This window comes from Pseudomonas sp. AC112 (assembly GCF_979253545.1).
In genome coordinates this window covers 5925572-5952105 of the sequence record NZ_CEEDCM010000001.1, presented here as the reverse complement: position 1 = coordinate 5952105, position 26534 = coordinate 5925572, and the positions used below count along the sequence as shown (strand labels likewise).

The window sequence follows — 26534 nt, the reverse complement described above, 5'->3', positions numbered from 1 at the left end:
GATGCCTGCCCAGTCTTTTTCTGGTGAAAGCCCTGTCACTGCAATCGGCTTTGCTGAATTGGTGGCGTTGCTGCACTCGATATTTGTCAGTCACGGCACGTCGTCGACGGTTGCGCAGATCCTGGCGCATAACTGCGCCAGCGCCGAGCGCGATGGTGCCCACAGCCATGGCATTTTCCGCATTCCGGGTTACCTCAGCACGTTGGCCAGCGGCTGGGTCAATGGTAAGGCCGAACCCACGGTCACCGATGTGGCGTCGGGTTTCGTGCGGGTGGATGCCGCCAATGGCTTCGCCCAGCCTGCGCTTGAAGCGGCGCGGCCATTGCTGGTGCAGAAGGCGCGCAGTGCCGGCATTGCCTTGCTGGCGATTCATAACTCCCACCACTTCGCCGCCCTGTGGCCGGACGTCGAGCCCTTCGCTGAAGAAGGCCTGGTAGCCCTGAGTGTCGTCAACAGCATGACCTGCGTGGTACCCCACGGCGCCGACCGCCCGCTGTTCGGCACCAATCCCATCGCCTTCGCGGCACCCCGCGCCGACGGCATGCCCATCGTGTTCGACCTGGCCACCAGCGCAATTGCCCACGGCGACGTGCAAATCGCTGCGCGCAAAGGTGAATTGCTGCCGCCGGGCATGGGCGTCGACAGCCTGGGGCAGCCGACCCGCGACCCCAAGGCTATCCTCGAAGGCGGCGCATTGCTGCCATTTGGCGGGCACAAAGGCTCGGCGTTGTCGATGATGGTTGAGCTGCTGGCGGCGGCATTGACTGGCGGCAACTTCTCTTTTGAATTCAATTGGGCCGACCACCCCGGCGCGCGTACGCCCTGGACCGGCCAGCTGTTGATCGTCATCGACCCGAGCAAAACCGCCGGGCAAAGCTTTGCCGAGCGCAGCCAGGAACTGGTGCGGCAGATGCATGCGGCGGGGTTGCGACGGTTACCGGGGGATCGACGTCATCGCACGCGGGTGCGTTCGGACGAGCAGGGCATCCAAGTGGATGCGCAGGAACTGGCAGGGCTGCGTAAGTTAGTCGAGCAATAAGACAGGCTGCGCCAGTGCTGGCGCAGCCCGGTTCGATCAGTTACGGCGACCCAGCAGCAGGCCAACGACCAGGCCGAAACCTGCGGAGATCGCGACGGTCTGCCATGGGTGGCCACCGATGTAGGTCTCGGTGGCATCCACCACCGGCTTGCTGCGTTCACGAACGTTGGACACGGAGTCCAGCGCTTGCTTGAGTTTGATGGCGACCTGCTCGCGCAGGGTTTCACCTTCTTCACCGACCAGGGAGGCGCTGCTTTTGAGCAGTTTGTCCGACTCTTCGATCAGCGCGGTGAGTTCGCTGAAGGCTTGGTCCTTGATCTGGTCTTCGACGGCTTGGGCAGCGGTTTTGCGGGCCATTGTGTGACTCCTTGCGAGTGAATGTGACAGTGAACAATGGAGTATCGGCGTGTGGCAAAAGTTGCAGTTTTTTTGCTGCCGCCGCGTCTGGAGCGAAATCCAAATCAGGAAATTTCGACCTACAGTGTAAGATGTCGCCTATTTGTGCAGCAGGTAAATCAACATGAGCTTCAATCTGGCCAACAAGACCCTCGCCGAACGCGCCGAGCTGGAAGATGAAAAGTCCCGTCTCTATGACCTGTGGCAAACCAACCTGGGCAAGGCCAAGGGCGAAGCGGCACGCCTGTTCGGTGAGCGCGCCAAGCGCAAGGGCAAGTGGGCCGAGTGGGTGCGCGCGGAACTCGACGGCATGTCGCCGCCGGAGTTCTCCAACATGGTGCGCAGTGAGGTCAACAAGTTGATGGCCGCGGCTAAATAAAGCTCGCCACAATCGCCTCACGGACTTTCAGCAACATCGGATCAAGCTGCGCCTGGGTTCTCCAGCCCAGCTCCACGGGGTAGTGTGGCAGGGGCAGCGGGCAAGGCAGCACACGCAGGCCGGTCATGTCAGCGATGGCCTGCGCCGCGTGCCCCGGAATGGTCGCCACCGCCTGGCTGCCCTTGAGCAAAAAGGGCAGTGCGGCGAAGTGGCTGGTCGACGCGCACACGTGGCGGCTCAGCCCTTGCGCGGCCAAGCCTTCGTCGGTAATCCCGATAAACCCGCCTGAAGACACCAAGACATGGTCGCGTGCGACGAATTCTTCGAGACTGATGCGTGTCTGGTCTGAATCAACCAGGCAACGATAATCACCTTCCCCCAGCACTTGGCGGCTCAACCGAATGTGTGCGAACCCACCGGCGGTGATCGCCAGGTCCAGCGTGCGATCAAGCAAGGCGCCGGCGACGATCTGGCTGTGAGTCTGACGGAAGATCACCCGCAACTTCGGCGCTCGCTGGGCGATTTCAACGATCAGCCGGCGGCCGTAGGCAATCTCGAAATCATCGGATAACCCCAGCACCACCGACCGACCCTGGTACTGCTGGTTATCCGGGTTGACCAACGCCAGGCTTTGCCGGCAGCGGTCCAGCGCCTCACTGATCAACGGCTTCAACTGATTGGCCCGCAATGTCGGCGCCAGGCCGCGCCCGGTGCGCACGAACAACTGATCGCCATACACCTCGCGCAAGCGCCGCAGACCGGCGCTGATCGCCGATTGCGTCACGCCCAGGCGCACCGCTGCGCGGCTGGCGCTGGACTCGTCATGCAGGGCTTCAAAGGTTTTCAGCAGGTTGAGATCGACCTGGGTGATATTGATTGGGTTCATATCATTCAATCATGAGGAGGGCTTTATTCATGATCGAGGCTGGCGGGAGAATGGGCAACCCCCCTTACTCGGAGTCATCACGATGCCTGTCTCAATAGTGGCAGCCCTGCAAATCGGTTCCTTGCCCGGTGGCAAGGATGAAACACTGGCGCAAATCCTGGCCTATGAAGACGAGATTTCGCGCAGCGGCGCGCAACTGGTGGTCATGCCGGAGGCGCTGCTCGGTGGTTATCCCAAAGGTGAAGGCTTCGGTACGCAACTGGGTTACCGCCTGCCGGAAGGGCGTGAAGCCTATGCACGGTATTTCGCCAATGCCATCGACGTGCCGGGTGTCGAGACCGATGCATTGGCCGGTCTGTCCGCACGTACGGGGGCCAGCCTGGTACTCGGCGTGATCGAGCGCAGTGGCAGTACGCTCTACTGCACCCTGTTGTATTTCGAGCCAACGGGTGGCTTGGTGGCCAAGCACCGCAAGCTCATGCCCACCGGCACCGAACGGCTGATATGGGGCAAGGGCGACGGCTCGACCTTGCCGGTGATCGACGCAGCGGTCGGCCGTATCGGCGGCGCGGTGTGCTGGGAAAACATGATGCCGCTGTTGCGCACGGCGATGTACGCCAAGGGCGTGCAAGTGTGGTGCGCGCCAACGGTGGACGAGCGCGAGATGTGGCAGGTGAGCATGCGCCATGTGGCCCATGAGGGGCGGTGCTTCGTGGTCAGCGCCTGCCAGGTGCAGGCGTCGCCCGAAGCCTTGGGCATGGAAGTGGCCAACTGGCCGGCGGACCGCCCATTGATCGCGGGAGGCAGTGTGATTGTCGGCCCGATGGGCGACATTCTCGCCGGGCCGCTGTGGGGCGAAGCCGGGCTGCTGACGGCGCAAATCAACACGGATGACTTGGTGCGCGCCCGGTACGACTATGACGTGGTGGGCCATTACGCCCGGCCGGATGTTTTCGAATTGGTAGTGGATGAACGCGCCAAGCCAGGCGTGCGCTACATCACCGACTAGAACACGGTAACCCCGTAGGCGCCCGGCTTGCCGGCGATAGCGGTGTACCGGCCCACAGATGCAGTGGCTGACTGGCCGCCATCGCCGGCAAGCCGGCGCCTACAGGGGGTGTGTGGCCAGCCATTCCTTGCGGGTCATTTCCCAGATGTCGCGTGGGAATGTGCCTTCGACGAAGTCGCCTACATCCGTCCTGATCAACCGCATGCCCGTGCGCTCGGATATCCGCCGCGACCCCAGGTTCGGCGCAGCCTTGGGCACGCGCATCACAGGTCGCTTGAGTACGCCGAACCAGTAGTCGGTCACCGCCGCGCTGGCTTCGGACATCAACCCCTGGCCCTGCCACTGTGGGCCCAGCCAGAACCCGCGGTTGTTATCCACCTCATCCATCAAGCTGACATTCCCGATCAACTGCCCGGGCGCGCTTTTCAGGCGGATCGACCAGTGCCACTCCTCGCCACGGGCCATGGCGGGCAGGGCAACTTCTTGCAGGTAAGTGCGCGCGCCGTGAGCCGGGTAGGGCCAAGGCACCAGGGCGTTGAGGTAGCGCACCACGTCCCAGTGAGGAAATTGCTGCTGGACCCCCTCGGCATCGTCCAGGGTCAGTGGGCGCAAAATCAGGCGCTCGGTAAAGAGTGTCGGTTGCATGGCGGTTACCACGTGACGGTATTCGGCAGGTCCAGCGTGCCACGGTCCACAAAGCGCATCGTGCCGAACAGGCCACCCGCGAGTTTGCCCCGCAGCACGTAGGGCAGGTTGTTCAGGCTCTGGGTCTGGCTCAGGCCCAGGGTCTGACGCAACACAGAAAATGCCGAAACACTCACCGGCACCATCAGCACGGCCTCGGAAAAACGTGGGATGGATCCGCTTTGATCACTCACCCCAGAGGCCAACGGCCGGCCATTGACCTCCAGGTCCAGGGCCACGCCGTTATAGTCGATCGCCGTTTCATTGGGGTTCTGCACCCGCAGCTTCACGGCGAAGCGCACTTCCAGGTCCTGGCTTTGCAAGGGCTCGATGCCCACTACGTTGATATTCACCGGGTCGCGGTTGGGGAACAGGGCGCAGGCGCTCAGGGTCAGCAGCAACAACGATAGAACCATGAGCTTGCGCATGTAAACAGTGCTCCTATTTCGTGACGTCCGGGTCCTGCATCACTTTGAGGGTAGAGGACTCCGGATCAAATTCATCTTCTTCCAGTTCTATGAACTCTTCCGGCAGGAAAATGTTCAGCAGGATTGCACAGAACGCGCCCACGGTGATTGGCGATTCAAAGATGTTATGCAGCGCCTTTGGCAGGTCGCGCAGTACTTCCGGCACGGCGGCAACGCCCAGGCCCATGCCGAGGGAGATCGCCACGATCAGCACATTGCGTCGGTGCAGCCCGGCTTCGGCGAGGATCTTGATCCCGGCCACGGCCACGGTGCCGAACATGATCAGGGTCGCGCCGCCCAGTACCGGCTTGGGCATCAGTTGCAGCACCGCGCCGATCATCGGGAACAGCCCCAGCAGCACCAGCAGCCCGGCGATAAAGTACGCCACATAGCGGCTGGCCACGCCGGTCAACTGGATCACGCCGTTGTTCTGGGCGAAGGTCACCATCGGCAGGCTGTTGAACGTCGCGGCCATCGCCGAATTGAGGCCGTCGGCCAGCAGGCCGGACTTGATGCGCTTGATATACAGCGGGCCCTTGACCGGCTGTTGGGAAATCATCGAGTTGGCCGTCAGGTCACCGGCCGCTTCCAGGGGCGAAATCAGGAAGATCACCGCCACCGGGATAAACGCCACCCAGTCGAACGAGAAACCGTACTTGAACGGCACCGGCACGCTGATCAATGGCACTTGGGGCAACGCCGCCATGTCGACACGGCCCATCAGCCAGGCCACCACGAAGCCCAGGGTCAAGCCGATCACAATCGAGCCCAGGCGCAGGAATGGGTTGTTGAAGCGGTTAAGTACCACGATGGTCAGTAGCACCAGTGCGGCCAGGCCCATATTGCTGGCGGCACCGAGGTCGCTGGCACCAAAGCCGCCGGCCATGTCGGTGACGGCCACCTTGATCAAAGACAAGCCCATCAACGTGATGATGGTGCCGGTGACCACCGGGGTGATCAGCTTGCGCAGCTTGCCGATGAACTGGCTGAGCACCACTTCGATAAACGCCGCGAAAAAGCAGATGCCAAAGATCGTCGAGAGGATCTCATCGGTGCCGCCGCCCCGGGACTTGACCATGAACCCCGCGCTGAGAATCACGCTGATAAAGGAAAAACTCGTGCCCTGCAGGCACAGCAGCCCCGAACCGATCGGGCCGAATGTGCGCGCTTGCACAAAGGTGCCGAGCCCCGACACAAACAGCGCCATGCTCACCAGGTACGGCACTTCGCTTTCCAGGCCCAGCACACCGCCGACGATCAACGTGGGGGTGATGATGCCGACGAAACTCGCCAACACATGCTGCAACGCGGCAAAAATCGCCGCGGTGAAGTGCGGGCGATCTTCCAGGCCGTAGATCAGGTCGGATTTATAGCGCGGGCGGGGGGCTTGAGCGTCAGACAAAATACGGGCTCGGGTCAGAAAATGGAGGCGCAGGATGCCAGAAACCTCCGGTCGTCAGAAGTGTAAAAAAATATTTATGAATGCCCTGTGGGAAACCTTTGACCCTGCCGATACCGAGGATAGGCCCACAAATCAATGACAACAGTGGTGGCCAAGGTCCGAGCAGCGCGTTGACGCTGACAGATCGTTTCGCAGCAGGGACGCTCGCAAACACTACTTCTGAGAGCACCCCCTTATGTCCCTCCGCCAGTTGAATATTGCTCCTCGAGCGTTTCTCGGTTTTGCGTTCATTGCGTTATTAGTGGTTTTACTGGGGGTGTTTGCGGTCAATCGCATGACGCAGATCCGCCAGTCTTCGGTGGACATGAGCCTGACTCAACTGCCCAGCGTGACGTCACTGGCCGTTATCACAGAAAACGTGCTGCGCCTGCGCATCCTGTCTTTCCGTGTGCTAGTCAACCGCGAGCCCGCCAGCCTGCAGGAAGCTGAAACCCGCATGGGCGTGCTCGCCGACAAGGTCAAGAGCGCCCAGGCCAGCTACGCGGCGCTGCCTGCGGGCCCGGAGGAAGCGGCGTTGTACAAGACGTTCGTCACCACCCTGGACAATTACTTCAAGGCCCAGGCCGACATGCTGGCGCTGTCCAAGCAGGGCAAGGTCGATGAAATGCGTGCCCTGATCAACAGCCGCATCAAGGACGGTACCGACCAGATGGGCGAGCAGTTGAACAAACTGATCGCCATCAACGCGGCCGACGCCAAGCAAGCCGATGATGAAGCCGGGCAAAGCTACCAGGGCGCTATCACCGGTGTGATCGGCGTGTCGGTCGCCGCCGCATTGCTCACCGTATTGCTGGCCTGGCTGCTCACCCGCAGTATCGTCACGCCGCTGCGCAAGGCCGTGGAAGTCGCCGAAACCATTGCCGGTGGCAACCTCAGCAAACTGATCGAAGACGATGGCAAGGACGAACCTGCGCGTTTGCTCAGCGCCTTGTCGACCATGCAGGCTAATCTGCGCCAGACCATCCAGCACATTGCCGGCTCGGCGACGCAGCTTGCCTCAGCAGCGGAAGAGTTGAGCGCGGTGACCGAAGAAGCCTCCAAAGGCTTGCAGCAACAGAACAATGAAATCGACCAGGCGGCGACGGCGGTCAATGAAATGACGGCGGCGGTGGAAGAGGTGGCGCGCAACGCGGTGTCGACCTCCGAAGCGTCCGGGCAGTCCAACCAGGCCGCGCGCGAAGGCCGCGACCGCGTGATGGAAACCGTCGGTGCGATCCAGACCATGACCCAGGACGTGCAAAACACCGCCGCAATGATCGAAGGCCTGGCCACGCAGGGGCGCGACATTGGCAAGGTTCTGGACGTGATCCGCGCGATTGCCGAACAAACCAACCTGCTGGCGCTCAACGCCGCCATCGAAGCCGCGCGTGCCGGTGAAGCTGGCCGTGGCTTTGCGGTGGTGGCCGACGAAGTGAGGGCGTTGGCCCATCGCACCGCGCAGTCGACTCAGGAAATCGAGAAAATGGTCGCCGGTATCCAGAACGGCACCGGTGAAGCTGTGCAATCGATGCAGCAGAGCAACCAACGCACCCAGACCACCCTGGAAATGGCCCGCGCCGCCGGCGTTGCCCTGGAGCAGATCACGCAATCCATCAGCCTGATCAACGAACGTAACCTGGTGATCGCCAGCGCTTCGGAAGAACAGGCCCAGGTATCCCGCGAAGTGGACCGCAACCTGGTCAACATCCGCGACCTGGCGACCCAGTCGGCGGCGGGTGCCAACCAGACCAGCGCAGCCAGCCATGAACTGTCGCGCCTGGCGGTGGATTTGAACGGGATGGTGGCGCGGTTCGTTATCTGACCTGAAATGAGGTCAACCTGTGGGAGCGGGCTTGCTCGCGAATGCAGTGGATCAGTCAAGGAGTCTATCGACTGACACACCGCATTCGCGAGCACGCCCGCTCCCACATTGGTTTTGTGGTGTGTGAGGAATCAGCGGTTCCAGGCGTTGGCGTTCACCAGGTTCTTCGGTCGTTCACCGGCCAACGCCTGCAACAGATTGTCCACCGCACACTGGGCCATCGCTTCCCGCGTCTCATGGGTCGCCGAGCCGATATGCGGCGTGGCCACCACATTGTTCAGGCGCAACAACGGTGAGTGGTGATCCAGCGGCTCCCGCTCGAACACATCCAACCCCGCCGCCCGGATGGTGCGCTGTTGCAGCGCCTCCACCAAGGCAGCTTCGTCCACCACCTTGCCCCGCGAGATGTTGATAAAGATCGTCTCCGGGCCCATCCGTGCGAATTGTTCGGCGCCGATCAGCTTCTCGGTTTCGGCGGTGAGTGGCAGCGTCAGGCAGACAAAATCGGCTTGTTGCAGCAGGTCGTTCAGGCTTCGGTATTGCGCGCCAAAACGGGCCTCTACCGCCGGCTTGGGCGAATGGCTGTGGTAGATCACCGGCATGCCAAAGCCAAAATGCCCGCGCTGGGCCAGGGCTTCACCGATGCGGCCCATGCCAATGATGCCGAGGGTCTTGCCATGCACGTCGGTGCCAAAGTGCGCCGGGCCAATGTTCTTGCTCCATTGGCCGGCGCGTACCATGTCGGCCAGCTCGACCACGCGGCGGGCGGTGGCCAGGATTAAGGCAAAGCCCGTGTCGGCGGTGGTTTCGGTGAGCACGTCCGGGGTGTTGCTGAGCAGGACGCCGCGCGCTGTCAGGTAGTCGATATCGTAGTTGTCGACCCCCACGGACACGCTGGCCACGGCCTCCAGCTTGGGCGCAAGGTCCAGCAATTTGGCATCCAGGCGCAGGCTGGCACCCAGCAGGCCCTGGGCCGTGGGCAGGGCGTCGCGCAGCTTGGCCAGGCCGGCTTCGTCCAGGGCTTCGATCAGCGTGACCTCAGCCTGTTCATGCAGGCGGGCCATCAGCGGCGCGGAGAGTTTCTTGTACAACACGACAGACTTTTTCATGAGGTCTTTACCTTCAACTCCAGGGTGGGCACCGGCGTGCGATCACTGGCGCCGGGCTTGAGGAAAATCGTCAACACCACCGACAGCATCAACGCACCGCTCATCAACAGGTACGAGGCGCCGGGCGAGCCGGTGCTGCTATTGAGGTAACCCACCAGGTACGAACCGCCGAACGAACCGAGGGCGCCCATGCTGTTGATCAGCGCCATGGCGCCGCCGGCGACGTTGGCCGGGAGGATTTCCGGGACGATGGCGAAAAACGGACCGTAAGGCGCGTACATGCACGCGCCGGCAATTACCAGCAGGGTGTAGGACCACCAGAAGTGCTCGGCACCCAGCACGTAGGACGCGTAGAACGCTATGGAGGCAACCAGCAGCGGTGGCCACACAAAGCGTTTGCGTTTTTGCAGCTTGTCCGAGCCCCAGGACACCACCAGCATGCCAATCACTGCGGCCAGGTAGGGCAACGCCGACAACCAGCCGGCCTCGACCATGTCCATCTGCAAGCCTTGCTTGAGGATCGACGGCAGCCACAACACGAAGCCGTACACACCAATGCTCCAGCAGAAGAATTGCAGGGCCAGGATGATCACCTTGGGCGAACGGAACGCTTCGGCGTAGTTTTTCACCGCTTTGATACCGACTTGCTCGGCGGCCAGCGCTGTTTCCAGGTCCTGTTTCTCGGTATCGCTCAGCCACTTGGCATCCTTTGGACGCTCATCGGCCAGTTTCCACCAGATAAACGCCCACAGCACCGCCGGCAAGCCTTCGATGATGAACATCCAACGCCAGCTGAAATGCTGCACCAGGTAGCCCGACACCACCGACATCCACAGCATGGTCACCGGGTTGCCGAGGATCAGGAAGGTATTGGCGCGCGAGCGTTCGGCACGGGTGAACCAGTGGCACAGGTACACCAGCATGGCCGGCATCACCGCCGCTTCGACCACGCCGAGCATGAAGCGGATGACGATCAGCATGTAGGCGTTGGAGACCACGCCGGTCAGGGTGGCGAGGCCGCCCCAGAGGATCAGGCTGACAAAAATCAGCTTCTTGACGCTGCGCTTTTGCGCGTAGATCGCCCCCGGCACCTGGAAGAAAAAGTAACCGAGGAAAAACAGCGCCCCCAGCAATGACGACATGCCGGGGGTGATCATCAGGTCTTCGGCCATCCCGGAGGCGGCGGCGAAACCGTAGTTGGCGCGGTCCAGGTAGGCCAGGCTGTAGGTGATAAAAACGATGGGCATGATGTACCACCAACGGCGGGTGGCGAGTTTCGCGGTGTCCATGGAGTTGCTCCTGAGCTTGTTGTAGTTGTGGCAACAGGTAATGGGTTAGGCAACGGATCGACTGGGTAACTCTGAACGAGTGGGCAGGCCTTCCATGTCGCCACGGCTCTGCACGGCGCGGCTGCCGATCCAGTTGCCGCGCTGTACCGCCTCGCGGAAGCTGAGGTTTTCCAGCAGGGCGCTGATCATGCCCACGGCAAAACCGTCACCGGCGCCGACCGTGTCCACTACGTTGTCCACGCGCACGGCGGCGACAAAGCCCTGGTCCATGTGAGTGCGGTAGTAAGCGCCGTCGGGGCCAAGCTTGATCGCCACGGCTTCGGCGCCCTGGTCGAGGTAAAACGCGGCGATGTCGGCCGGGTCATCGAAGCCGGTGAGCAAGCGACCTTCGCCCAGGCCCGGCAGGACCCAATCGGCCAGGCCGGCGAGGGCGTTGATTTCGCGAATCATCGTCTGTGGGTTGGCCCACAGCGAGGGGCGCAGGTTGGGGTCGAACGACACGCTGCGCCCGGCCTTGCGCATCTGCGTCATCAGCTCAAAGGACAGCTCGCGCGTCGCCTCGGACAACGCTGGCGGAATACCGGTGGCGTGCAGGTGTCGGGCTTGCAGCAGCGCGGGGCTGATCGCCGCGACGGACAAGTGACTGGCTGCCGAACCCTTGCGGAAGTACTCCACCTGCGGATCGTCCCCGGCTTCTTCGCGAGACTTGAGCTGAAAGCCGGTGGGGTGCAGTGGGTCGACCGCCACATGCTGGCAATCCAGGCCTTCCTTGCTCAGGGTGTCGACCACAAAGCGTCCGAGGGAATCATTGCCGACCCGGCTCAACCAGGCCACGTTGAAGCCCAGGCGCGACAGGCCGATGGCGACGTTGCTGTCGGCCCCGGCAATGCGTTTGTGAAACTGCGCCACTTGCGCCAGGTCGCCGGTCTGCTCGGCGACAAACATCGCCATGGTTTCACCAAACGAGAGGATATCGATCTCAGACATGCGCATTCTCCGCACGAGGTTGGCCCAACTGGGCGAGGGCGGCGACTTGCTGCGCGGTGACCGCCACCAGGTCATCGCCCTGCAACGGAAATTCCACCGCCCGGGTAATACCTTGAGTCATGTGCTTGAGCAGTTGTTCCCACAGATGCAAGTCGGTGGCGCCAGGCGGCAGGGCCACCAGCTTGCCGTCTGCGCGGCGAGCCACGGCCTTGCAGTGCAGGTAATCCACATGCCGGCCCAGCAGGCGTGCGGCGGTAAGGGCGGACTGGTCCTGCCACTGCCAGTTGCCGATATCGAAGGTCATCTTCACCGGCAGGCCCAGGCGTTCCACCTCGGTGAAGAAGCGTTGCATCGGCTCGATACGGCCGCCTTGCAGGGTCTGGTCGTTTTCCACCAGCAAGCGGACCGGGTGGCGGTTGAGCAGGGCATGCAGGCTTTCCAGGTCGTTGGTGTCGGTGAAGTAACCGAGGGACACCTTGAGCCAGCGTGCGCCAAAAGCCTGCGCACGATCCAGGGTCGCTGCCAGCTCGGCATTCGGTTGGGCGCGGCCGGCGACCCACAGTTCCAGGGGCGATGAGAACACCGACTCGAGGCCATGCTCGGCCGCAGCCTCGGCCAGTTCGTGGGGTTGCTCGGTGGTCAGCAATTCTTCACGCCACTCGATACGTTGGGCGCCGGCGGCCGCCAGCAGCGCGACAAAACTCAACTGGCGCTGTTGGCGGACAAGGTCGGCGCCGTAACTAGAAAGGCTGATGGAGACGGGGTACTTATGCATTGTTGTTTACCTCTGAAACCGGTTTCATTTTTATGCGCAAACCAAAACCTGTAGGAGCCGGCTTGCCGGCGATGGCGTCCTTGAAATGGACGCTTGCCTCAAGGGCCTCATCGCCGGCAAGCCGGCTCCTACACGGGGTTTGTGGAGCCTCGGATGATCAGTTGTGGCAGGAAGTCCAGAGTGCGGGTCGGGGTGGTGTCACCGCGCAGGCGCTTGAGCAAACAGTCGAAGGCGCTGGCGCCGATCGCTTCGGTTGGCTGGGCGAGGGCGGTAATGCCCGTGCCCACCAGCGGGTACCAATCAAGGTCATCCAGGGCGATCAGGCCCACGTCCTCGAACAGGTGGCAGCCCAGGTTTTTCAGCGCTCGGGTGCAGGCCAGCGCGGCGACGCCGTTGGCGCAGAACAGCGCCTTGGGGCCGGGCTTGTTCAGAAAGGTTTGCAGGTGGGCTTGCAGTCTGTCATCCAGTTCCAGCACCGCACCGGTCATCGTCGGACGGTGGGTAATTTCGGCCTTGAAGCTCTCCAGACGCTCCAGTCGCGAGCTGGTGCCATCGGTGGCTTCGCTTACCAGCAACACATCGCGATAACCCTGCTGTTGCAGATGTTCCACCGCCATGCGCACCGCTGCCGGGTTGTCCAGGCCGACGAGGTCGCTGTGCAGCGGCTCGACCTTGCGGTCCACCAGCACCAGCGGCATTTCCCGTTGCAACTCCAGCAGTTGGTCGAGGTGATGACCCAGGGTGTTCACAATCAGCCCTTCGATGTTGTACGAGCGCAGCGCCGCCAAATGCTGGCGTTCTTGCGCGTCGTCACGGTCGGTGTTGCACACCACCAGGCTGTAGCCGTGCTGGCGGCAGGCGGTCTCAACGCCGTGCATCACGGCAATGGAATAGGGGTTGCGGATATCGGCCACCAGCATGCCGATCAGGCGGGTGCGGCCGCGTTTCAAACCACGGGCCATCTGGTTGGGGCGGTAGCCAAGTGCCTCGATGGCCTGTTCGATGCGCAGGGCAATGGCATCGGAAAGCAGGGCGCGGTCGTCGCCGATAAAGCGCGACACGCTGGCTTTGGAGACGCCGGCGTATTGGGCCACGTCGAGCATGGTCACACGGCTGCGCTGGGCGGCGGAAAAAGTGCTCACGGTCATCGACCTTCTGTTTTTATTGGAATGACTGAAACCGGTTTCAGGAAACCATCAAATGAGGAAAGTCGTCAAGCTGTTGTCGGACAAAGTCGGATGGCCGGTGCGTCAAACCACCACACTCAGCCAAGTCGCCACCAGCAGCAACAGCGCCATGCCCCGGTTGAAACGCTGCATCGCCTTGGCCGAACGAAACAGCCGTGCCGACCCCACGCCCAGCAACGCCCAAGTGCCCAGGCACGGCAGCGATATCAGGAAAAATACCAGGGACAGGTACACCACCTGGCTTTGGCGCTCAGCACCGTTGTCAGCGAATACGCTGACCACCGCCAGGGCCATCATCCAGGTTTTCGGGTTGATCAACTGCAGGCTGGCGGCGCCGATCAGGCCAAGGGGCTTTTCGCTGGCTTGCACGTGGATGGCTTGGGCGGGCGCGCTGAAGATCTGCCAGGCCAGGTAACTCAACCAGGCGATGCCGATCCATTGCATGGCCATTTGCACCTTGGGCACATGCACCAACGACTGGCCAAACCCGCTGCCCACCACCAACACCAGGCCCGCAGCACCTGCGCAGGCACCCAGAATGATCGGCAAGGCCGCCTTGAAGCCATGACGTGCGCTGTTACTCAGCACCAGGATGTTGGTGGGGCCGGGGGTGATCGACGCCACAAAGGCGAACAACATAAACGGCAACATGACGGCAGACTCCAATAAACCAATCGATGGAGTCGATCTTCACAAGCCCGCTTGCTACCTGTCTGGAAGATTTGAGCAGCGCTTGCGGTAGGCCGCAGGTGTGAGGCCGTAGGCGCGTACAAACCAACGCCCCAAGTGGCTCTGGTCGGCAAAGCCCAGGGCAATCGCGACGTCCGCCGGTTGTTCGCCCCTGGTCAGCAAATGTCGGGCGCGGGCCAGGCGCAGTTGCACCAGATAGGCGTGAGGGGGCAGGCCAAATGCGCTCTTGAACGCACGGGTCAGGCGGAAACGGTCGACGCCACAGGCCAGGGCCAGTTCGTCCATGCCCACATCAACGTGCAGATGGGCGTGCAGGTATTCTCGTGCCTTGTGGGCCACCAGCGGCAGACGCGGGTCTTCGCGGTAGCGGGTGCGCCAATAGAGTTGGCCGGTGAGGCGCTCCAGCAATTGGTCCATGGCCCGCTGACGTACGATGCGCAGTTCGCCGCTGTGCAGGGTCTGGAAAGCTTGACTGGTGGCGATGGCCAGGCGCGGGTCGCTGGTCAAGGTGTTGGCGAAACTCAGTTGGCTATCGAGTGGCGCCTCTTCAAACACCGCACTCACTTCCCGCGCCAACCACTGTGGGTCGAGATAGAGCATGTGGTAAGTGAAGCCGTCGGCAGTGGGCGCGTCGCCGTCATGCAGTTCGCCGGGCTCCACCAAGAACACCTGGCCGGGCACACTGTGGTGGCGAGTGCGGCGGCAGTTGAATTGCTGCACGCCTTGCTCGGTCACGCCGATCAGGTAGCTGTCGTGCCAATGCGGGTCGTACGCATGGCCTTCGAAATGCGCGCGCAGGGTCTCGATGCCGGTGTCGGCGTCCTGGGACAGGTCGATCCAATTGTGCGCGGCCATAAAACACCGAGGCGGAATAGGTGAGGCCATTAACGCCGAGCTGGGCATAAGCGTCTAGAAGGTTTGTGCAGCCTCAACCGAACAAGCCAGCGGCGATATTGATCGAGAACCCCAGGATCGCCGTGTTGAACAGAAAACCGATCAATGATTGACCCAGCACTACCTTGCGCATGCCTCGGGTGGCAACCCCGACATCCGAGGTCTGCACCGCCACGCCGATGGTGAAGGAAAAGTACAGGAAGTCCCAATAGTTGGGGGTCTGCAAACCTTCGGCAAAGCGCAGCGCCGGCTCCTTGCCGTCCCAGGTGTAATAAAGGCGCGCGTAATGCACGCTGAAGATCACCCCGATCAGCAACCACGAACCGATCACTGTCAGCCCGGTGAAACCATAGTGCAGCAGGCGTTCCGAGGTGGCCAGGTCTTTGCTGCCCACCAGTTCGAAGGTGATGGTTGCCAGGCTGGCGAGAGCGGCGATGCACACCGTGAACAGCACCAGCCCGGCATTTTCATCTTCGATTTCGGCGATGCGCTTCACATCCTCGGCCTTGGCCCGCCGGGTCAGCCATAGCATCAGTACCAGGTAGGTCCAGACCCCGGCATTCCAGCCGATGAGGATTTTGCTGATGAGGCCGTCGGCGGGGACCAGGATACCGACGGCAAGGCCGAGCACGGCGGCGGCGGAGAGGCGAGGGTGGGTGCGGGCGAGGAACGGCATGGCGGCTCACAATGAAATGTCTCTGCGAGCACCATAGCGCATTCTTTAGTCCCTGACTGACTGCGTCGAACACTCCTTTTTGTCAGTTGCACGTCCTGGCCATCAAACATGGCGGTTACAGCCGTGCTTATTCAAAGTAACGGATAGCGCCGTCCGTGAGTTTGACTGCGGGGTAGTGCGCGACAGGAACCAAGACGGCTTCAAACGTCGCATCAAGCGTTTTACGTGTAGGGTCCCACACGAAGGTTATGCTTCCGCTACCGGCATGGCGGGTAGGATAGCCGTACCGTTCGTAGGTGAGCTGCGAAGGGTTGCCAGGACCAACCGGTATGGCTGTTCCACCATTCCCAGGGTTATTGACCGTGATGATGAATTTTCCGGCTGAGTTTCCAGTGCCCGGTGCCTCAATACGCAGCAATTGGCTCGTATGGATTACTGTTAAGTCTTCGCTGACAAAAAAACTGTTTCCAATGCCTACCGCCAGGTACCCGTTGGAAAGCAGTAAGCCTGAGTGTTCGCTCATGGGAAGCTTCTCTTTACTGATCGTTCGGATTGAACAAAGGCACACTAAAACGAAAAAGAACCCTGCGAAACTGTCAACATTGACAGTTTGTAAGGGCTCTTTTCAGTGGGCTTGCGTCGGTTGACGTCGATCAGTCGCGGCGCTTTTTAACCAACTTCATCACCACCACAAAAAACACCGGCACAAACACCACTGCCAGCGTCGCGGTGATCATCCCGCCGATAACGCCGGTACCAATCGCCTGTTGGCTTGCCGAGCTGGCCCCGGTGGCAATCGCCAACGGCACCACGCCGAGGATAAACGCCAGGGACGTCATGATGATCGGCCGCAGGCGCAACCGCGCGGCCTTCAAGGTGGCGGTGATCAGGTCTTCGCCCTGGTCGTACAGGTCCTTGGCGAACTCGATGATCAGGATCGCGTTCTTCGCCGAGAGGCCGATGATGGTGATCAAGCCGACCTTGAAGAACACATCGTTGGGCATGCCGCGCAAAGACACAGCCAGTACCGCACCGAGTACGCCCAGCGGCACCACCAGCAGCACCGAGGTCGGGATCGACCAGCTTTCATACAACGCCGCCAGGCACAGGAACACGATCAGCAGCGACAGGCCGAGCAGCAACGGCGCCTGGGCGCCGGACAGGCGTTCCTGCAGCGACAAGCCCGTCCATTCCTGGCCCAGGCCGGCAGGCAGTTGGCTGACCAGGCGCTGGATCTCGTCCATCGCCTCGCCGGTACTGTGGCCCGGTGCCGCTTCGCCGGAAATCGCGATGGCCGGGTAGCCGTTGTAGCGCGTCAACTGGGTCGGGCCCTGGGTCCATTTGGCTTCGACAAAGGCCGACAGTGGCACCATCTTGCCGGCGTTGTTGCGCACATTGATCTTCATCAAGTCCGCCACTTGGCTGCGCTGGTCGCCTTCGGCCTGCACCACCACGCGCTGCATGCGTCCCTGGTTGGGGAAGTCGTTGATGTAGGCCGAACCGATGGCTGAGGAGAGCACATTGCCCACATCGGCAAATGACACGCCCAGCGCATTGGCCTGCTTGCGATCGACTTCCAACTGCACTTGCGGCGCTTCGGCCAGCGCGCTTTCACGCACGTTGGCGAGTATCGGGCTTTTCTCGGCGGCAGCCAGCAACTCGGTGCGGGCTGCCATCAACGCGGCATGGCCGACGCCACCACGGTCCTGCAGGCGGAACTCGAAGCCGCTGGACGTGCCCAGGCCATCCACGGGCGGTGGCAGGATCGCATAGGCAATCGCGTCCTTGAGTTCGCTGAACGCCATGTTGGCGCGGTCGGCAATCGACGCTGCGGAATCATCGCTGCCGCGTTCCGACCAATCCTTGAGCGTGGTAAACGCCAGTGCCGCGTTCTGCCCCGAACCGGAGAAACTGAAGCCCATGATCATGGTGGTATCGCCCACCCCAGGCTCCTCGGCGTTATGCGCTTCGATCTGCTCGGCCACCTGCACCGTACGGTTCTTGCTCGCGCCAGGTGGCAGCTGGATATCGGTGATGGTGTAGCCCTGGTCTTCCACCGGCAGGAACGAGGAGGGCAGGCGGCTGAACATCCATCCCAGGCCGACCAGCAGCACCAGGTAAATCAACAGGTAGCGGCCGCTGCGCTTGAGGGCATACGCCACCCAGCCTTCATAGCGGTCGGTGAGGCTTTCAAAGCGCTGGTTGAACCAGCCAAAGAAACCGCCCTTGGCATGGTGTTCGCCTTTGGCGATCGGCTTGAGCAAGGTGGCGCACAGGGCCGGGGTCAAGGTCAGGGCGAGAAACGCCGAGAACAGGATCGAGGTGGCCATCGACAGCGAGAATTGCTGGTAGATAACCCCCACGGAACCGGCCATGAACGCCATCGGCAGGAACACCGCCACCAGCACCAGCGTGATGCCGATGATGGCCCCGGTGATCTGGCCCATGGCTTTTTTCGTCGCTTCCTTGGGCGACAGACCCTCGGTGGCCATGATGCGTTCGACGTTCTCCACCACCACAATGGCGTCGTCCACCAGGATGCCGATGGCCAGTACCATGCCGAACATGGTCAGTACGTTGATCGAGAAACCCAGCAACAGCATGGTGGCAAAGGTGCCCATCAGGGCAATCGGCACCACCAGCGTCGGGATCAAGGTGTAGCGCACGTTCTGCAGGAACAGGAACATCACCGCAAACACCAGCGCCATCGCTTCGAGCAGGGTGTAGACCACCTTGGTGATCGAGACTTTGACGAACGGCGAGGTGTCGTACGGAATCTTGTATTCCACATTGGCCGGGAAGTAGCGCGACAACTCGTCCATCTTTGCCCGCACCAACGTGGCGGTGCTCAGCGCGTTGGCACCGGGCGACAGTTGCACGCTGACGGCGGTGGAGGGCTTGCCGTTCAGGCGCGTGGAGAACTGGTACTCCTGGCTGCCGACTTCCACCCGCGCCACATCGCCGATACGCACGGTAGAGCCGTCCGGGTTGGCCTTGAGCACGATATCGGCAAATTCGGCCGGCGTGGACAACTGGCCCTTGACCAGGATCGCCGCGGTGACTTCCTGGGTGTTGGTACCGGGCAGATCGCCGATGCTACCCGCCGATACCTGGGCGTTCTGCGCGCTGATCGCGGCATTCACATCGGCGGGCGTCAAGTTGAAGCCGATCAGCTTCTGCGGGTCGATCCAGATACGCATGGCCCGCTCGGCGCCATACAACTGCGCCTTGCCCACGCCGTCCAGGCGCTTGAGCTCGTTCATCACGTTGCGCGCCAGGTAGTCGCTGAGCGCCACGTCGTCGAGCTTGCCGTCGCTGGAGGTCAGGGTGACCAGCAGCAGGAAGCCGGCGGAAACTTTTTCCACCTGCAAGCCTTGCTGGGTCACGGCCTGCGGCAGGCGCGGTTCCACGGCCTTGAGGCGGTTTTGCACGTCCACCTGGGCCATTTCCGGGTTGGTGCCCGGTTGGAAAGTGGCGGTAATGGTGGCCGAGCCCAGGCTGCTCTGGGATTCGAAGTACAGCAGGTGGTCGGCGCCGTTGAGCTCCTGCTCGATCAGGCTGACCACGCTTTCGTCCAACGTCTGCGCCGAAGCGCCGGGGTACACGGCATAGATTTCGACTTTCGGCGGCGCGACGTTGGGGTACTGGGCCACCGGCAACTGCGGGATGGCGAGCGCACCGGCCAGCAGGATAAACAGGGCCACCACCCAGGCGAAAATCGGGCGGTCGATAAAGAACTGCGGCATGGCGTTTGATTCCTTTCCTTAGCGGACAGAGGCCTGGGCATTCGGCGCGGGGCTGTCGTCCACTTCGACTTTTTCACCGGGGCGCGCGTGTTGCAGGCCCTCGACGACGATACGGTCGCCAGGCTTGAGGCCACTGCTGACGATCCAGCGGTCTTCGATCACTGCGCCCAACTCCACCGGCTGCTGGCTAACGGTCTGCTCGGCGTCCAGCAACAGCACCATCGGGATACCGGCGCTGTCACGGGTGATGGCGCGTTGCGGCACGCTGATGCCTTGCTTGTCGACGGCTTGCTCCAGGCGCACCCGCACAAAGCTGCCGGGCAGCAGGTCGAGATCGGGGTTGGGGAACTCGCTGCGCAGGATGATCTGGCCGGTGCCGGGGTCGACGCTGATCTCGGCAAAGAGCAATTTGCCCGGCAACGGGTAGAGGCTGCCGTCGTCCTGGATCAGCGTGGCCTTGGCCTGGTCCTGGCCGACCTGCTTCAAGCTGCCGGCGCGGAAGGCGCGGCGCAGGTCATTCAGCTCGCGGGTGGACTGGGTCAGGTCGGCGTGAATCGGGTCCAGTTGCTGGATGATCGCCAGCGGCGTGGCCTCGTTCTGGCCAACCAGCGCGCCTTCGGTCACCAGCGCACGGCCAATGCGCCCGGAAATCGGGGCGGTGACGGTGGCGTAGCCCAGGTTTAGCTTGGCGCGCTCGACGGCGGCCTTGTTGGCGGCGACTTCGGCGTTGGTCTGGCGCACGGCGGCGCGGGCGTTGTCGTAGTCCTGGCCACTGATGGCGTTGCCTTCCACCAACTGGCTGTAGCGCTGCTCTTGCAGGCGCGCCTGGAAGGCATTGGCCTCGGCCTTGCTCAGGTTGGCCTGGGCGCTGTCGAGGTCGGCCTTGAAGGGTGCAGGGTCAATGCGAAACAGCACGTCGCCCTGTTTCACGTCGTGGCCTTCCTTGAACACCCGTTGCATGACGACGCCAGCGACCCGTGCACGTACCTCGGCAATGCGCGGCGCGGCAATGCGCCCGCTCAGTTCGCTGGTGATGGACAGGGGTTTGGCGGCCAGGGTTTCGATGCGCACTTTGGCCAGCGGCATTTCCGGTGCCTCGGCGGCGGACTTGTCGCACGCGCTCAGGGCAAGGGTGAGGGCCAGCAGGCAAAACGGCGCAAACAGATTCTTCGACATGCTCTTATCCCAATATTGACCGGCGCATCCTAAAGTCACCTGCGCCGTGGTGCTGTGAAGCTGTGTAGGTGGTGTGTGAAGAAATGTAAGGTGCGGCGCGCGGGGCGCCGGGGGCGTATATCCTTGCACAATCCTGCACCACACCAACAAACCGCATTATTTGGAAACACCATGCCCAACATCCTCCTGGTGGAAGACGACGCCGCACTCTCCGAGCTGATTGCCAGCTACCTGGAACGCAATGGCTACCACGTCAGCGTGCTCAGCCGTGGCGACCACGTTCGCGAACGCGCGCGCCTCAACCCGCCGGACCTGGTGATCCTCGACCTGATGCTGCCCGGCCTTGACGGCCTGCAGGTCTGCCGCCTGCTGCGTGCCGACTCGGCGGGCCTGCCGATCCTGATGCTCACCGCACGCGACGACAGTCACGACCAGGTGCTGGGCCTGGAGATGGGCGCCGACGACTACGTGACCAAGCCCTGCGAGCCGCGCGTGCTGCTCGCCCGTGTGCGTACGCTGTTGCGCCGCAGCAGCCTGTCCGAGCCCCAGGTGGCGAACGACCAGATCATCATGGGCAACCTGTGCATCGACCTGTCGGAGCGCACCGTGACCTGGCGCGAGCAGGCGGTGGAACTGTCCAGCGGCGAATACAACCTGCTGGTGGTGCTGGCCCGGCATGCCGGCGAAGTGCTCAGCCGCGACCAGATCCTGCAACGTCTGCGCGGTATCGAGTTCAATGGCACCGACCGTTCGGTAGACGTGGCCATCTCCAAGCTGCGCCGCAAGTTCGACGACAACGCCGGTGAAGCGCGCAAGATCAAGACGGTGTGGGGCAAGGGCTACTTGTTCAGCCGTTCCGAGTGGGAATGCTGACCCATGTTTCGTGTCTTGCTGCGTCTCTACCTGATCACCATCGTCACCTACAGTGCGGCGATCTACCTGATCCCCTCGTTGGTGATCCAACTGTTCGAACACCGCTACATGGACTACAACATCGAGCAGACACGCGGCCAGCAGAAGCTGATCGTCAAGCAATACCTGCGCGCGCCGGTGGAGCGCTGGTCACAGGTGACCGAGCAACTGGGCCGTGACTTCGCGCCGCTGAAAGTGCAATTGCTGCTGCGCCAGGACGCCAGCTACACCCCCCTGGAAGAACAGTTGCTGGAGCAGGGCAAGCCGGTGGTGCGCCTGGGAGAGTGGGGCTGGATGGAGGAAATCAGCTCGCCGATCAACGAGCAATTCGTGGTCAAGCTGACGGTGCCGCCCGATCCGATGGACATGAACGTGCTGTACTGGGCGATCAACGTGCTGATTGTTGCTGCGCTGCTGGCCTGCCTGCTGGTGTGGCTGCGCCCGCACTGGCGTGACCTGGAACGCCTGAAAAGCACCGCCGGGCAACTGGGCCAGGGCAACCTGGCCGAGCGCACGCGCATTCCGGCCAGCTCCAGCATCGGCAGCCTGGCCTCGGTGTTCGACACCATGGCCGACGACATCGAACACCTGCTCAATCAGCAGCGCGACCTGCTCAATGCCGTCTCCCACGAACTGCGCACGCCGCTCACTCGCCTGGATTTCGGCCTGGCCCTGGCGCTCTCCGAAGACCTGCCCGAAGCCAGCCGCGAGCGCCTGCAAAGCCTGGTGGCGCATATTCGTGAGCTGGATGAGCTGGTGCTGGAGTTGCTGTCCTATAGCCGCCTGCAAAACCCGGCGCAATTGCCCGAGCGGGTCGAGGTGATGCTCGACGAGTTTATCGACAGCGTGCTCGGCAGCGTTGATGACGAACTGGAGAACCCCGAGATCGTCATCGACGTGGCGCTCGATTGCGCCGTGGAGCGCTTCAGCCTCGACCCGCGCCTCACCGCCCGTGCCTTGCAGAACCTGCTGCGCAATGCCACGCGCTACTGCGACAAGCGCATCCAGGTCGGCGTGAAGGTGTGTGCCAAGGGCTGTGGAATCTGGGTGGATGATGACGGCATTGGCATCCCGCTGGACCAGCGCGAACGCATCTTCGAGCCGTTCTACCGCCTGGACCGCAGCCGCGACCGCGCCACCGGCGGTTTCGGCCTGGGGCTGGCCATCAGCCGGCGCGCCCTGGAAGCCCAGGGCGGCACCTTGACGGCGTTGGCCTCGCCCTTGGGCGGCGCGCGGTTTCGCGTCTGGTTGCCCAACGTCGCCTGATCAGAGCACCTTGACTGCGCGGCCGATGGCCTGGATCGGCCCGGTGGGCTTGCCGGTCGGCGAGCCACGTGGGTCTTCCAGGGTCAGCTCGAACAGTTGGTTTTGTGTCAGCGGCGGCAGCTTGTCCAGCGGCACCGACAGCGTCTGGCCCGGCTTGACCAGGCCCAGGGACACCGGGCCTTGCCAGCCGTCGCCTTTGGTCCAGAACTGCAGGGCCTTGTCGGATGGCACTTCCATCACGCCCAACGGGATCAATTGGATTTGCTGATCATTGCTCGCCTGGATCACCCAGCCCGGCGCCTGGCTTTGCGGCGCCACCAGCACCACGACAAAACGGGCCTCGGTGCTGGGCGGGCGCGTCAGCAGCAGCGCCGCCAGTGCCAGTGTGGTCAGCAGCCCGGCACCGGCCAGGCCACGCCACACCGCCAGCAGGTCCCACCAGGGTGTACGGGCGCTGGCGGTGTGGCGTTCGATGCGTCGCCATAATTCAGGGGAGGGTGGCACCGGCTCCGCCAACGCCGTCAGGGGCAGCAGGCGGTGCTCCCAGGCGTCCACGGCGGCGCGTAACTCGGCATCGTGAGCGAGGCGTTGTTCCACGTCGGCGCGCTGTTCGCCGGGCAGGGTGCCCAGTACATATTCGCTGGCCAGTTCGTCCAGTGGGTTGCTCATGCCATGCACTCCCGCAGCGCGGCGAGGCTACGTTTGATCCAGGCTTTGACGGTTCCCAGCGGGGTGTCCAGTTTCCGGGCGATTTCGCTGTGGGAATAACCGTCGACATAGGCATGCAGGATGCAGGTGCGACGGGCCGGGTCGAGCTGCTCCAGGCAGGTGTGGACTTGCCCGGGGCGCGCGCCGAATTCAAATGAATCGGTGCTGACGGATTCGTGCTCGTCGCCCAGTGGCACTTCACGGTAGTGATTGCGCACGACATTCAGCGCCAGGTGCCGGGTGACACTGAACACCCAGCCACGGGCCGAGCCGCGACCGGGGTCGAAACTGCCGGCGCCGCGCCAGATCTTGATGAACGCATCATGCACGATGTCTTCTGCCAGGGACTTGTCCCTGACGATGCGCAGCGCCACGCCGAGCAAGCGGCTGCTGTCTTGCTCATAGAGCTGGCGCAACGCGCGTTGATCGCCACGGGCGCACGCTGTCAGACAGGCGTCGTAATCAAAATCCACATCAGGCAAGGACACGTATTTCCACCACCTTAATCACCAGCGCCATCCCCTGTAGGAACCGGCTTGCCGCGATAGCGGCGGGGCAGTCACTGATGTGTCGACTGACACGTCGCCATCGCCGGCAAGCTACAGGGGGCAGCGTAGCCGACTTTGCTCAGTTGGCCGCCCAAAAAATGTAGTCGGCCTGGTACTTGACCACTTCTTGCTTGCCCTTGTTGGCTGCGGTGCATTCACTGCTCGGCGCCACGCCACCTTTAAGGGCGACCCGCTGGATGTAGCTCACGCCACTCATCGCACCCTTGCCTTCGGCCGGGTTAGCCTTGACCAGCTGATAGGGCAGGTTGCCCGCACCGGACGGCGCTACAGCCAGCTGGGTGCCGGTGATTTTCGAACCGTCCTTGGCCTGCCACGTAGCCGGTGGGCCGAAGTAGGTGCCCACTTGCTTGCCGCTGCGGTCATTCAATACCGCCTTGGGGCCGACAAAGGTCCACTCGGTCTGGCCGGCGGCGTTGGCCTTGTCACGGCACTCATAGGTGATTTCGCCGACGCCGGTGGTTTCCAGCGCGACCTTGTGGCCGTCCGGCACCTTGATGCTGTCGGGCAAGCCGGTCTGGGCAAAGGCGACAGGTGCCGCAGCGAGCAGGGTGGTGAGGCAGAACAGTGCTTTAGCGTTCATGGGTACTTCTCCATTTCAGTAAAACAGCGGGGTGACTGAAAGGACTACCCACGGCACGCAGGATTGGATGCAGCGATTAGAAAATAAAGTCGGGAGGGCGCACACTGTGCCCCCGCTTTACCCGAGGAGAGATTGGCAATGGCTGGTGTACACACGTCTGCTCAACAAGGTTTCTCTACCCAGGCCGTCACCTACGCCCAAGGCCGGCCGGACTATCCTAGGCAACTCACCGGCTGGCTGGCCGAGACATTACGCATCGATGCCCAGTCGAGTGTGATTGACCTGGGCGCCGGCACCGGCAAGTTCACCCGTTTGCTCAGCACCCTGGCACCGACGTTGACTGCCGTCGAGCCCGTGGCGGCCATGGGCGCGCAGTTGACCAAACTGCTGCCCGATGTGCGCTTGGTCAATGGCACCGCTGAGTCCATCCCATTGCCCTGCGCCAGCGCGGACGCGGTGGTGTGTGCCCAGGCATTCCACTGGTTTTCCACCGAGGCGGCCCTGGCGGAAATCCACCGCGTGCTCAAGCCCCAAGGCCGCCTTGGCCTGGTGTGGAACGTGCGGGATGAATCGGTGGATTGGGTCGCGGCCATCACCGACATCATCACCCCCTATGAGGGCGATACCCCGCGTTTTCATACCGGGCGTTGGCGTGAAGCCTTCACCGGCAAGTACTTTTCCGAGCCCGAAGTGACCTGTTTTCCCTACAGCCATGTGGGCAGCCCTCAGGAAGTGATCATGGACCGGTTCCTCTCCGTGAGCTTTATTGCCGCGCTGGCAGATGGGCCCAAGGCCGCTGTCACCGCACAGTTGCAGGCGCTGATCGAGACCCATCCGGCGTTGAAGGGGCGGGACACGGTGGCCTTCCCGTATCAGACCCAGGCCTACGTCTGTCACCGCCTGAGCTAAAAGGCATAAAGTCAGATCATATTGATATAAGTCGTTATAAGAAAAATCGCTATCCTGCGGCCAGAAATTTATAAGGCCGCAGGTAGCTGTAATGGATGTGGGTAATGTTGGGTTTGTGGTTGCTGGCCTGATCGTTGGTTTTATCGTGGGAATGACCGGTGTGGGTGGGGGCTCGTTGATGACCCCGATCCTGCTGTGGTTCGGCATCAACCCCGCCACGGCGGTGGGCACCGACTTGTTGTACGCGGCCATCACCAAGTCCGGTGGCGTACTGGTGCACAGCAAGAACAAGAATATCGACTGGACCATCACTGGCTGGCTGACCTTGGGCAGCGTGCCTGCGGTGTTGCTGACCCTTTGGTTCCTGGCCAGCTTGCATACCGACCCCAGTGCCATGAACGCGGTGATCAAGCAGGCGCTCGGTGTGGTGTTGCTGCTGACGGCCTTGGCGATTCTGTTCAAGAAAAGCCTGTTGGCGTTTGCCCAGCGGCACGCGGGTGATGACTATCACATGAGCCCGCGCAATCTGAATGTGCTGACGGTGGTGACGGGGGCGATCCTCGGTACCATGGTGGCGCTGACCTCCATTGGCGCGGGGGCGTTGGGGACTGTGGCGTTGTTTATTCTGTATCCGTTCCTGGCTACGCGGCGGTTGGTGGGGACTGAGATCGCGCATGCTGTGCCGCTGACCCTGGTGGCGGGGCTTGGGCATGCCAGCATGGGGAACATGGACTGGCATTTGCTCGGGTTTCTGTTGATGGGGTCGTTGCCGGGGATCTACATTGGCAGTCATATGACTGGCAAGCTGCCAGATGGGGTGTTGCGGCCTTGTTTGGCGGTCATGTTGATGGCCATTGGTTATAAGTTGGCGTTTTGATTTGGGAGCATATCCGTTATTTGGGTAACGGCGGCCTATGGTTCCGCTCTTACAGCGGCTC

General features: G+C 62.3%; 26 protein-coding genes and 1 pseudogene. 8 read left to right on the top strand and 19 right to left on the bottom strand.

Annotated elements, in window-relative coordinates; genetic code table 11:
- Nucleotide 1 precedes the first annotated feature (1 nt).
- Nucleotides 2–1039, top strand: a complete 1038-nt coding sequence (locus AC0IYN_RS27610) for an Ldh family oxidoreductase (RefSeq protein ID WP_406597414.1) — start codon at nt 2–4, stop codon at nt 1037–1039.
- 36 nt (nt 1040–1075) lie between these two features.
- Here AC0IYN_RS27610 and AC0IYN_RS27605 read toward each other — a convergent pair whose 3' ends face one another.
- Nucleotides 1076–1396, bottom strand: a complete 321-nt coding sequence (locus tag AC0IYN_RS27605; RefSeq protein WP_016979401.1) for an ElaB/YgaM/YqjD family protein — start codon at nt 1394–1396, stop codon at nt 1076–1078.
- A 163-nt stretch (nt 1397–1559) separates the two neighbouring features.
- Here AC0IYN_RS27605 and AC0IYN_RS27600 point away from each other — a divergent pair, with 163 nt between their 5' ends.
- A complete protein-coding gene (locus AC0IYN_RS27600) occupies nt 1560–1814 on the top strand; it encodes a hypothetical protein (protein ID WP_003190904.1) in 255 nt (84 codons plus the stop codon).
- Here the strand turns inward: AC0IYN_RS27600 and AC0IYN_RS27595 are convergent.
- On the bottom strand, nt 1807–2700 hold the full coding sequence (locus tag AC0IYN_RS27595; protein WP_471844236.1) for a LysR family transcriptional regulator: 894 nt from the start codon (nt 2698–2700) through the stop codon (nt 1807–1809). The genes AC0IYN_RS27600 and AC0IYN_RS27595 overlap by 8 nt on opposite strands.
- An 82-nt stretch (nt 2701–2782) precedes the next feature.
- Here AC0IYN_RS27595 and AC0IYN_RS27590 point away from each other — a divergent pair, with 82 nt between their 5' ends.
- Nucleotides 2783–3709: a carbon-nitrogen hydrolase family protein gene (locus tag AC0IYN_RS27590; RefSeq protein WP_457239650.1), complete on the top strand. Its 927-nt coding sequence runs from the start codon at nt 2783–2785 to the stop codon at nt 3707–3709.
- 99 nt (nt 3710–3808) lie between these two features.
- Here AC0IYN_RS27590 and AC0IYN_RS27585 read toward each other — a convergent pair whose 3' ends face one another.
- From AC0IYN_RS27585 to AC0IYN_RS27575, 3 genes are read right to left on the bottom strand one after another with little or no spacing between them, the layout of a single operon-like run.
- Entirely contained in the window at nt 3809–4354 is a 546-nt protein-coding gene (locus tag AC0IYN_RS27585) for a GNAT family N-acetyltransferase (protein WP_471844233.1), read from the bottom strand.
- Nucleotides 4355–4359: 5 nt separating this feature from the next.
- Nucleotides 4360–4821, bottom strand: coding sequence for an LEA/WHy family protein (locus AC0IYN_RS27580; protein WP_406597410.1), 462 nt, complete (start codon nt 4819–4821; stop codon nt 4360–4362).
- 13 nt (nt 4822–4834) lie between these two features.
- A complete protein-coding gene (locus AC0IYN_RS27575; protein ID WP_406597409.1) occupies nt 4835–6262 on the bottom strand; it encodes a nucleobase:cation symporter-2 family protein in 1428 nt (475 codons plus the stop codon).
- Between the two features lie 235 nt (nt 6263–6497).
- On the opposite strand from AC0IYN_RS27575, the gene AC0IYN_RS27570 reads away from it, so the two are divergent.
- Complete coding sequence (locus AC0IYN_RS27570) at nt 6498–8123, top strand: methyl-accepting chemotaxis protein (protein WP_406597408.1); 1626 nt, start codon at nt 6498–6500, stop codon at nt 8121–8123.
- Nucleotides 8124–8254: 131 nt separating this feature from the next.
- Here the strand turns inward: AC0IYN_RS27570 and AC0IYN_RS27565 are convergent, their stop codons facing one another.
- The 11 genes and pseudogenes from AC0IYN_RS27565 to AC0IYN_RS27515 form a co-directional block, all read right to left on the bottom strand.
- Nucleotides 8255–9232 (bottom strand): NAD(P)-dependent oxidoreductase, encoded by a 978-nt coding sequence (locus AC0IYN_RS27565; RefSeq protein ID WP_406597407.1) that lies wholly within the window; start codon nt 9230–9232, stop codon nt 8255–8257.
- Complete coding sequence (locus AC0IYN_RS27560) at nt 9229–10521, bottom strand: MFS transporter (RefSeq protein WP_406597406.1); 1293 nt, start codon at nt 10519–10521, stop codon at nt 9229–9231. Before AC0IYN_RS27560 ends, AC0IYN_RS27565 begins: the two co-directional genes overlap by 4 nt.
- 45 nt (nt 10522–10566) lie before the next feature.
- Nucleotides 10567–11508, bottom strand: coding sequence for a sugar kinase (locus tag AC0IYN_RS27555; RefSeq protein WP_406597405.1), 942 nt, complete (start codon nt 11506–11508; stop codon nt 10567–10569).
- A complete protein-coding gene (locus AC0IYN_RS27550; RefSeq protein ID WP_457267638.1) occupies nt 11501–12283 on the bottom strand; it encodes a sugar phosphate isomerase/epimerase family protein in 783 nt (260 codons plus the stop codon). The genes AC0IYN_RS27555 and AC0IYN_RS27550 overlap by 8 nt, the downstream gene beginning before the upstream one ends.
- A gap of 30 nt (nt 12284–12313) precedes the next feature.
- Nucleotides 12314–13425 (bottom strand): annotated as a pseudogene (locus tag AC0IYN_RS27545) (LacI family DNA-binding transcriptional regulator).
- A 108-nt stretch (nt 13426–13533) separates the two neighbouring features.
- Nucleotides 13534–14121: a LysE family translocator gene (locus AC0IYN_RS27540; RefSeq protein WP_406597403.1), complete on the bottom strand. Its 588-nt coding sequence runs from the start codon at nt 14119–14121 to the stop codon at nt 13534–13536.
- Between the two features lie 54 nt (nt 14122–14175).
- Nucleotides 14176–15015, bottom strand: coding sequence for an AraC family ligand binding domain-containing protein (locus tag AC0IYN_RS27535; RefSeq protein ID WP_471844228.1), 840 nt, complete (start codon nt 15013–15015; stop codon nt 14176–14178).
- A gap of 73 nt (nt 15016–15088) precedes the next feature.
- Nucleotides 15089–15730 (bottom strand): DUF1345 domain-containing protein, encoded by a 642-nt coding sequence (locus tag AC0IYN_RS27530; RefSeq protein ID WP_406597401.1) that lies wholly within the window; start codon nt 15728–15730, stop codon nt 15089–15091.
- 127 nt (nt 15731–15857) lie between these two features.
- On the bottom strand, nt 15858–16253 hold the full coding sequence (locus AC0IYN_RS27525) for a hypothetical protein (RefSeq protein WP_214497656.1): 396 nt from the start codon (nt 16251–16253) through the stop codon (nt 15858–15860).
- Between the two features lie 130 nt (nt 16254–16383).
- On the bottom strand, nt 16384–19476 hold the full coding sequence (locus AC0IYN_RS27520; protein ID WP_406597400.1) for a multidrug efflux RND transporter permease subunit: 3093 nt from the start codon (nt 19474–19476) through the stop codon (nt 16384–16386).
- 18 nt (nt 19477–19494) lie between these two features.
- A complete protein-coding gene (locus AC0IYN_RS27515) occupies nt 19495–20652 on the bottom strand; it encodes an efflux RND transporter periplasmic adaptor subunit (RefSeq protein WP_406597399.1) in 1158 nt (385 codons plus the stop codon).
- 171 nt (nt 20653–20823) lie between these two features.
- Here AC0IYN_RS27515 and AC0IYN_RS27510 point away from each other — a divergent pair, with 171 nt between their 5' ends.
- Nucleotides 20824–21525, top strand: coding sequence for a response regulator (locus AC0IYN_RS27510; protein WP_159959117.1), 702 nt, complete (start codon nt 20824–20826; stop codon nt 21523–21525).
- Nucleotides 21526–21528: 3 nt separating this feature from the next.
- Entirely contained in the window at nt 21529–22830 is a 1302-nt protein-coding gene (locus AC0IYN_RS27505; RefSeq protein ID WP_471844224.1) for an ATP-binding protein, read from the top strand.
- Here the strand turns inward: AC0IYN_RS27505 and AC0IYN_RS27500 are convergent, their stop codons facing one another.
- The 3 genes from AC0IYN_RS27500 to AC0IYN_RS27490 all read right to left on the bottom strand — a co-directional run bounded on the left by AC0IYN_RS27500 (nt 22831) and on the right by AC0IYN_RS27490 (nt 24687).
- Nucleotides 22831–23499, bottom strand: coding sequence for an anti-sigma factor (locus AC0IYN_RS27500; RefSeq protein WP_406597397.1), 669 nt, complete (start codon nt 23497–23499; stop codon nt 22831–22833).
- Entirely contained in the window at nt 23496–24020 is a 525-nt protein-coding gene (locus AC0IYN_RS27495; RefSeq protein ID WP_406597480.1) for a sigma-70 family RNA polymerase sigma factor, read from the bottom strand. The genes AC0IYN_RS27500 and AC0IYN_RS27495 overlap by 4 nt, the downstream gene beginning before the upstream one ends.
- Before the next feature lie 145 nt (nt 24021–24165).
- Nucleotides 24166–24687 carry a DUF3455 domain-containing protein gene (locus tag AC0IYN_RS27490; RefSeq protein ID WP_406597396.1) on the bottom strand — a complete coding sequence of 174 codons (522 nt, stop codon included), beginning with the start codon at nt 24685–24687 and terminating at the stop codon, nt 24166–24168.
- Nucleotides 24688–24825: 138 nt separating this feature from the next.
- Between AC0IYN_RS27490 and AC0IYN_RS27485 the strand changes: the two genes are divergently transcribed.
- Nucleotides 24826–25596 (top strand): class I SAM-dependent methyltransferase, encoded by a 771-nt coding sequence (locus tag AC0IYN_RS27485; RefSeq protein ID WP_457248608.1) that lies wholly within the window; start codon nt 24826–24828, stop codon nt 25594–25596.
- A 91-nt stretch (nt 25597–25687) separates the two neighbouring features.
- On the top strand, nt 25688–26473 hold the full coding sequence (locus AC0IYN_RS27480; protein WP_457248609.1) for a sulfite exporter TauE/SafE family protein: 786 nt from the start codon (nt 25688–25690) through the stop codon (nt 26471–26473).
- Nucleotides 26474–26534 lie beyond the last annotated feature (61 nt).

What these genes read in the sequence shown, in the direction of transcription:
- AC0IYN_RS27480 (WP_457248609.1), top strand. Translation starts at nt 25,688, where the DNA reads ATGGATGTGGGTAATGTTGGGTTTGTGGTTGCTGGCCTGATCGTTGGT.
- AC0IYN_RS27610 (WP_406597414.1), top strand. Translation starts at nt 2, where the DNA reads ATGCCTGCCCAGTCTTTTTCTGGTGAAAGCCCTGTCACTGCAATCGGC.
- AC0IYN_RS27580 (WP_406597410.1), bottom strand. Translation starts at nt 4,821, where the DNA reads ATGCGCAAGCTCATGGTTCTATCGTTGTTGCTGCTGACCCTGAGCGCC.
- AC0IYN_RS27570 (WP_406597408.1), top strand. Translation starts at nt 6,498, where the DNA reads ATGTCCCTCCGCCAGTTGAATATTGCTCCTCGAGCGTTTCTCGGTTTT.
- AC0IYN_RS27590 (WP_457239650.1), top strand. Translation starts at nt 2,783, where the DNA reads ATGCCTGTCTCAATAGTGGCAGCCCTGCAAATCGGTTCCTTGCCCGGT.
- AC0IYN_RS27595 (WP_471844236.1), bottom strand. Translation starts at nt 2,700, where the DNA reads ATGAACCCAATCAATATCACCCAGGTCGATCTCAACCTGCTGAAAACC.
- AC0IYN_RS27515 (WP_406597399.1), bottom strand. Translation starts at nt 20,652, where the DNA reads ATGTCGAAGAATCTGTTTGCGCCGTTTTGCCTGCTGGCCCTCACCCTT.
- AC0IYN_RS27605 (WP_016979401.1), bottom strand. Translation starts at nt 1,396, where the DNA reads ATGGCCCGCAAAACCGCTGCCCAAGCCGTCGAAGACCAGATCAAGGAC.
- AC0IYN_RS27500 (WP_406597397.1), bottom strand. Translation starts at nt 23,499, where the DNA reads ATGAGCAACCCACTGGACGAACTGGCCAGCGAATATGTACTGGGCACC.
- AC0IYN_RS27585 (WP_471844233.1), bottom strand. Translation starts at nt 4,354, where the DNA reads ATGCAACCGACACTCTTTACCGAGCGCCTGATTTTGCGCCCACTGACC.
- AC0IYN_RS27600 (WP_003190904.1), top strand. Translation starts at nt 1,560, where the DNA reads ATGAGCTTCAATCTGGCCAACAAGACCCTCGCCGAACGCGCCGAGCTG.
- AC0IYN_RS27525 (WP_214497656.1), bottom strand. Translation starts at nt 16,253, where the DNA reads ATGAGCGAACACTCAGGCTTACTGCTTTCCAACGGGTACCTGGCGGTA.
- AC0IYN_RS27510 (WP_159959117.1), top strand. Translation starts at nt 20,824, where the DNA reads ATGCCCAACATCCTCCTGGTGGAAGACGACGCCGCACTCTCCGAGCTG.
- AC0IYN_RS27505 (WP_471844224.1), top strand. Translation starts at nt 21,529, where the DNA reads ATGTTTCGTGTCTTGCTGCGTCTCTACCTGATCACCATCGTCACCTAC.
- AC0IYN_RS27535 (WP_471844228.1), bottom strand. Translation starts at nt 15,015, where the DNA reads ATGGCCGCGCACAATTGGATCGACCTGTCCCAGGACGCCGACACCGGC.
- AC0IYN_RS27540 (WP_406597403.1), bottom strand. Translation starts at nt 14,121, where the DNA reads ATGTTGCCGTTTATGTTGTTCGCCTTTGTGGCGTCGATCACCCCCGGC.
- AC0IYN_RS27555 (WP_406597405.1), bottom strand. Translation starts at nt 11,508, where the DNA reads ATGTCTGAGATCGATATCCTCTCGTTTGGTGAAACCATGGCGATGTTT.
- AC0IYN_RS27550 (WP_457267638.1), bottom strand. Translation starts at nt 12,283, where the DNA reads ATGCATAAGTACCCCGTCTCCATCAGCCTTTCTAGTTACGGCGCCGAC.
- AC0IYN_RS27530 (WP_406597401.1), bottom strand. Translation starts at nt 15,730, where the DNA reads ATGCCGTTCCTCGCCCGCACCCACCCTCGCCTCTCCGCCGCCGCCGTG.
- AC0IYN_RS27560 (WP_406597406.1), bottom strand. Translation starts at nt 10,521, where the DNA reads ATGGACACCGCGAAACTCGCCACCCGCCGTTGGTGGTACATCATGCCC.
- AC0IYN_RS27485 (WP_457248608.1), top strand. Translation starts at nt 24,826, where the DNA reads ATGGCTGGTGTACACACGTCTGCTCAACAAGGTTTCTCTACCCAGGCC.
- AC0IYN_RS27520 (WP_406597400.1), bottom strand. Translation starts at nt 19,476, where the DNA reads ATGCCGCAGTTCTTTATCGACCGCCCGATTTTCGCCTGGGTGGTGGCC.
- AC0IYN_RS27490 (WP_406597396.1), bottom strand. Translation starts at nt 24,687, where the DNA reads ATGAACGCTAAAGCACTGTTCTGCCTCACCACCCTGCTCGCTGCGGCA.
- AC0IYN_RS27565 (WP_406597407.1), bottom strand. Translation starts at nt 9,232, where the DNA reads ATGAAAAAGTCTGTCGTGTTGTACAAGAAACTCTCCGCGCCGCTGATG.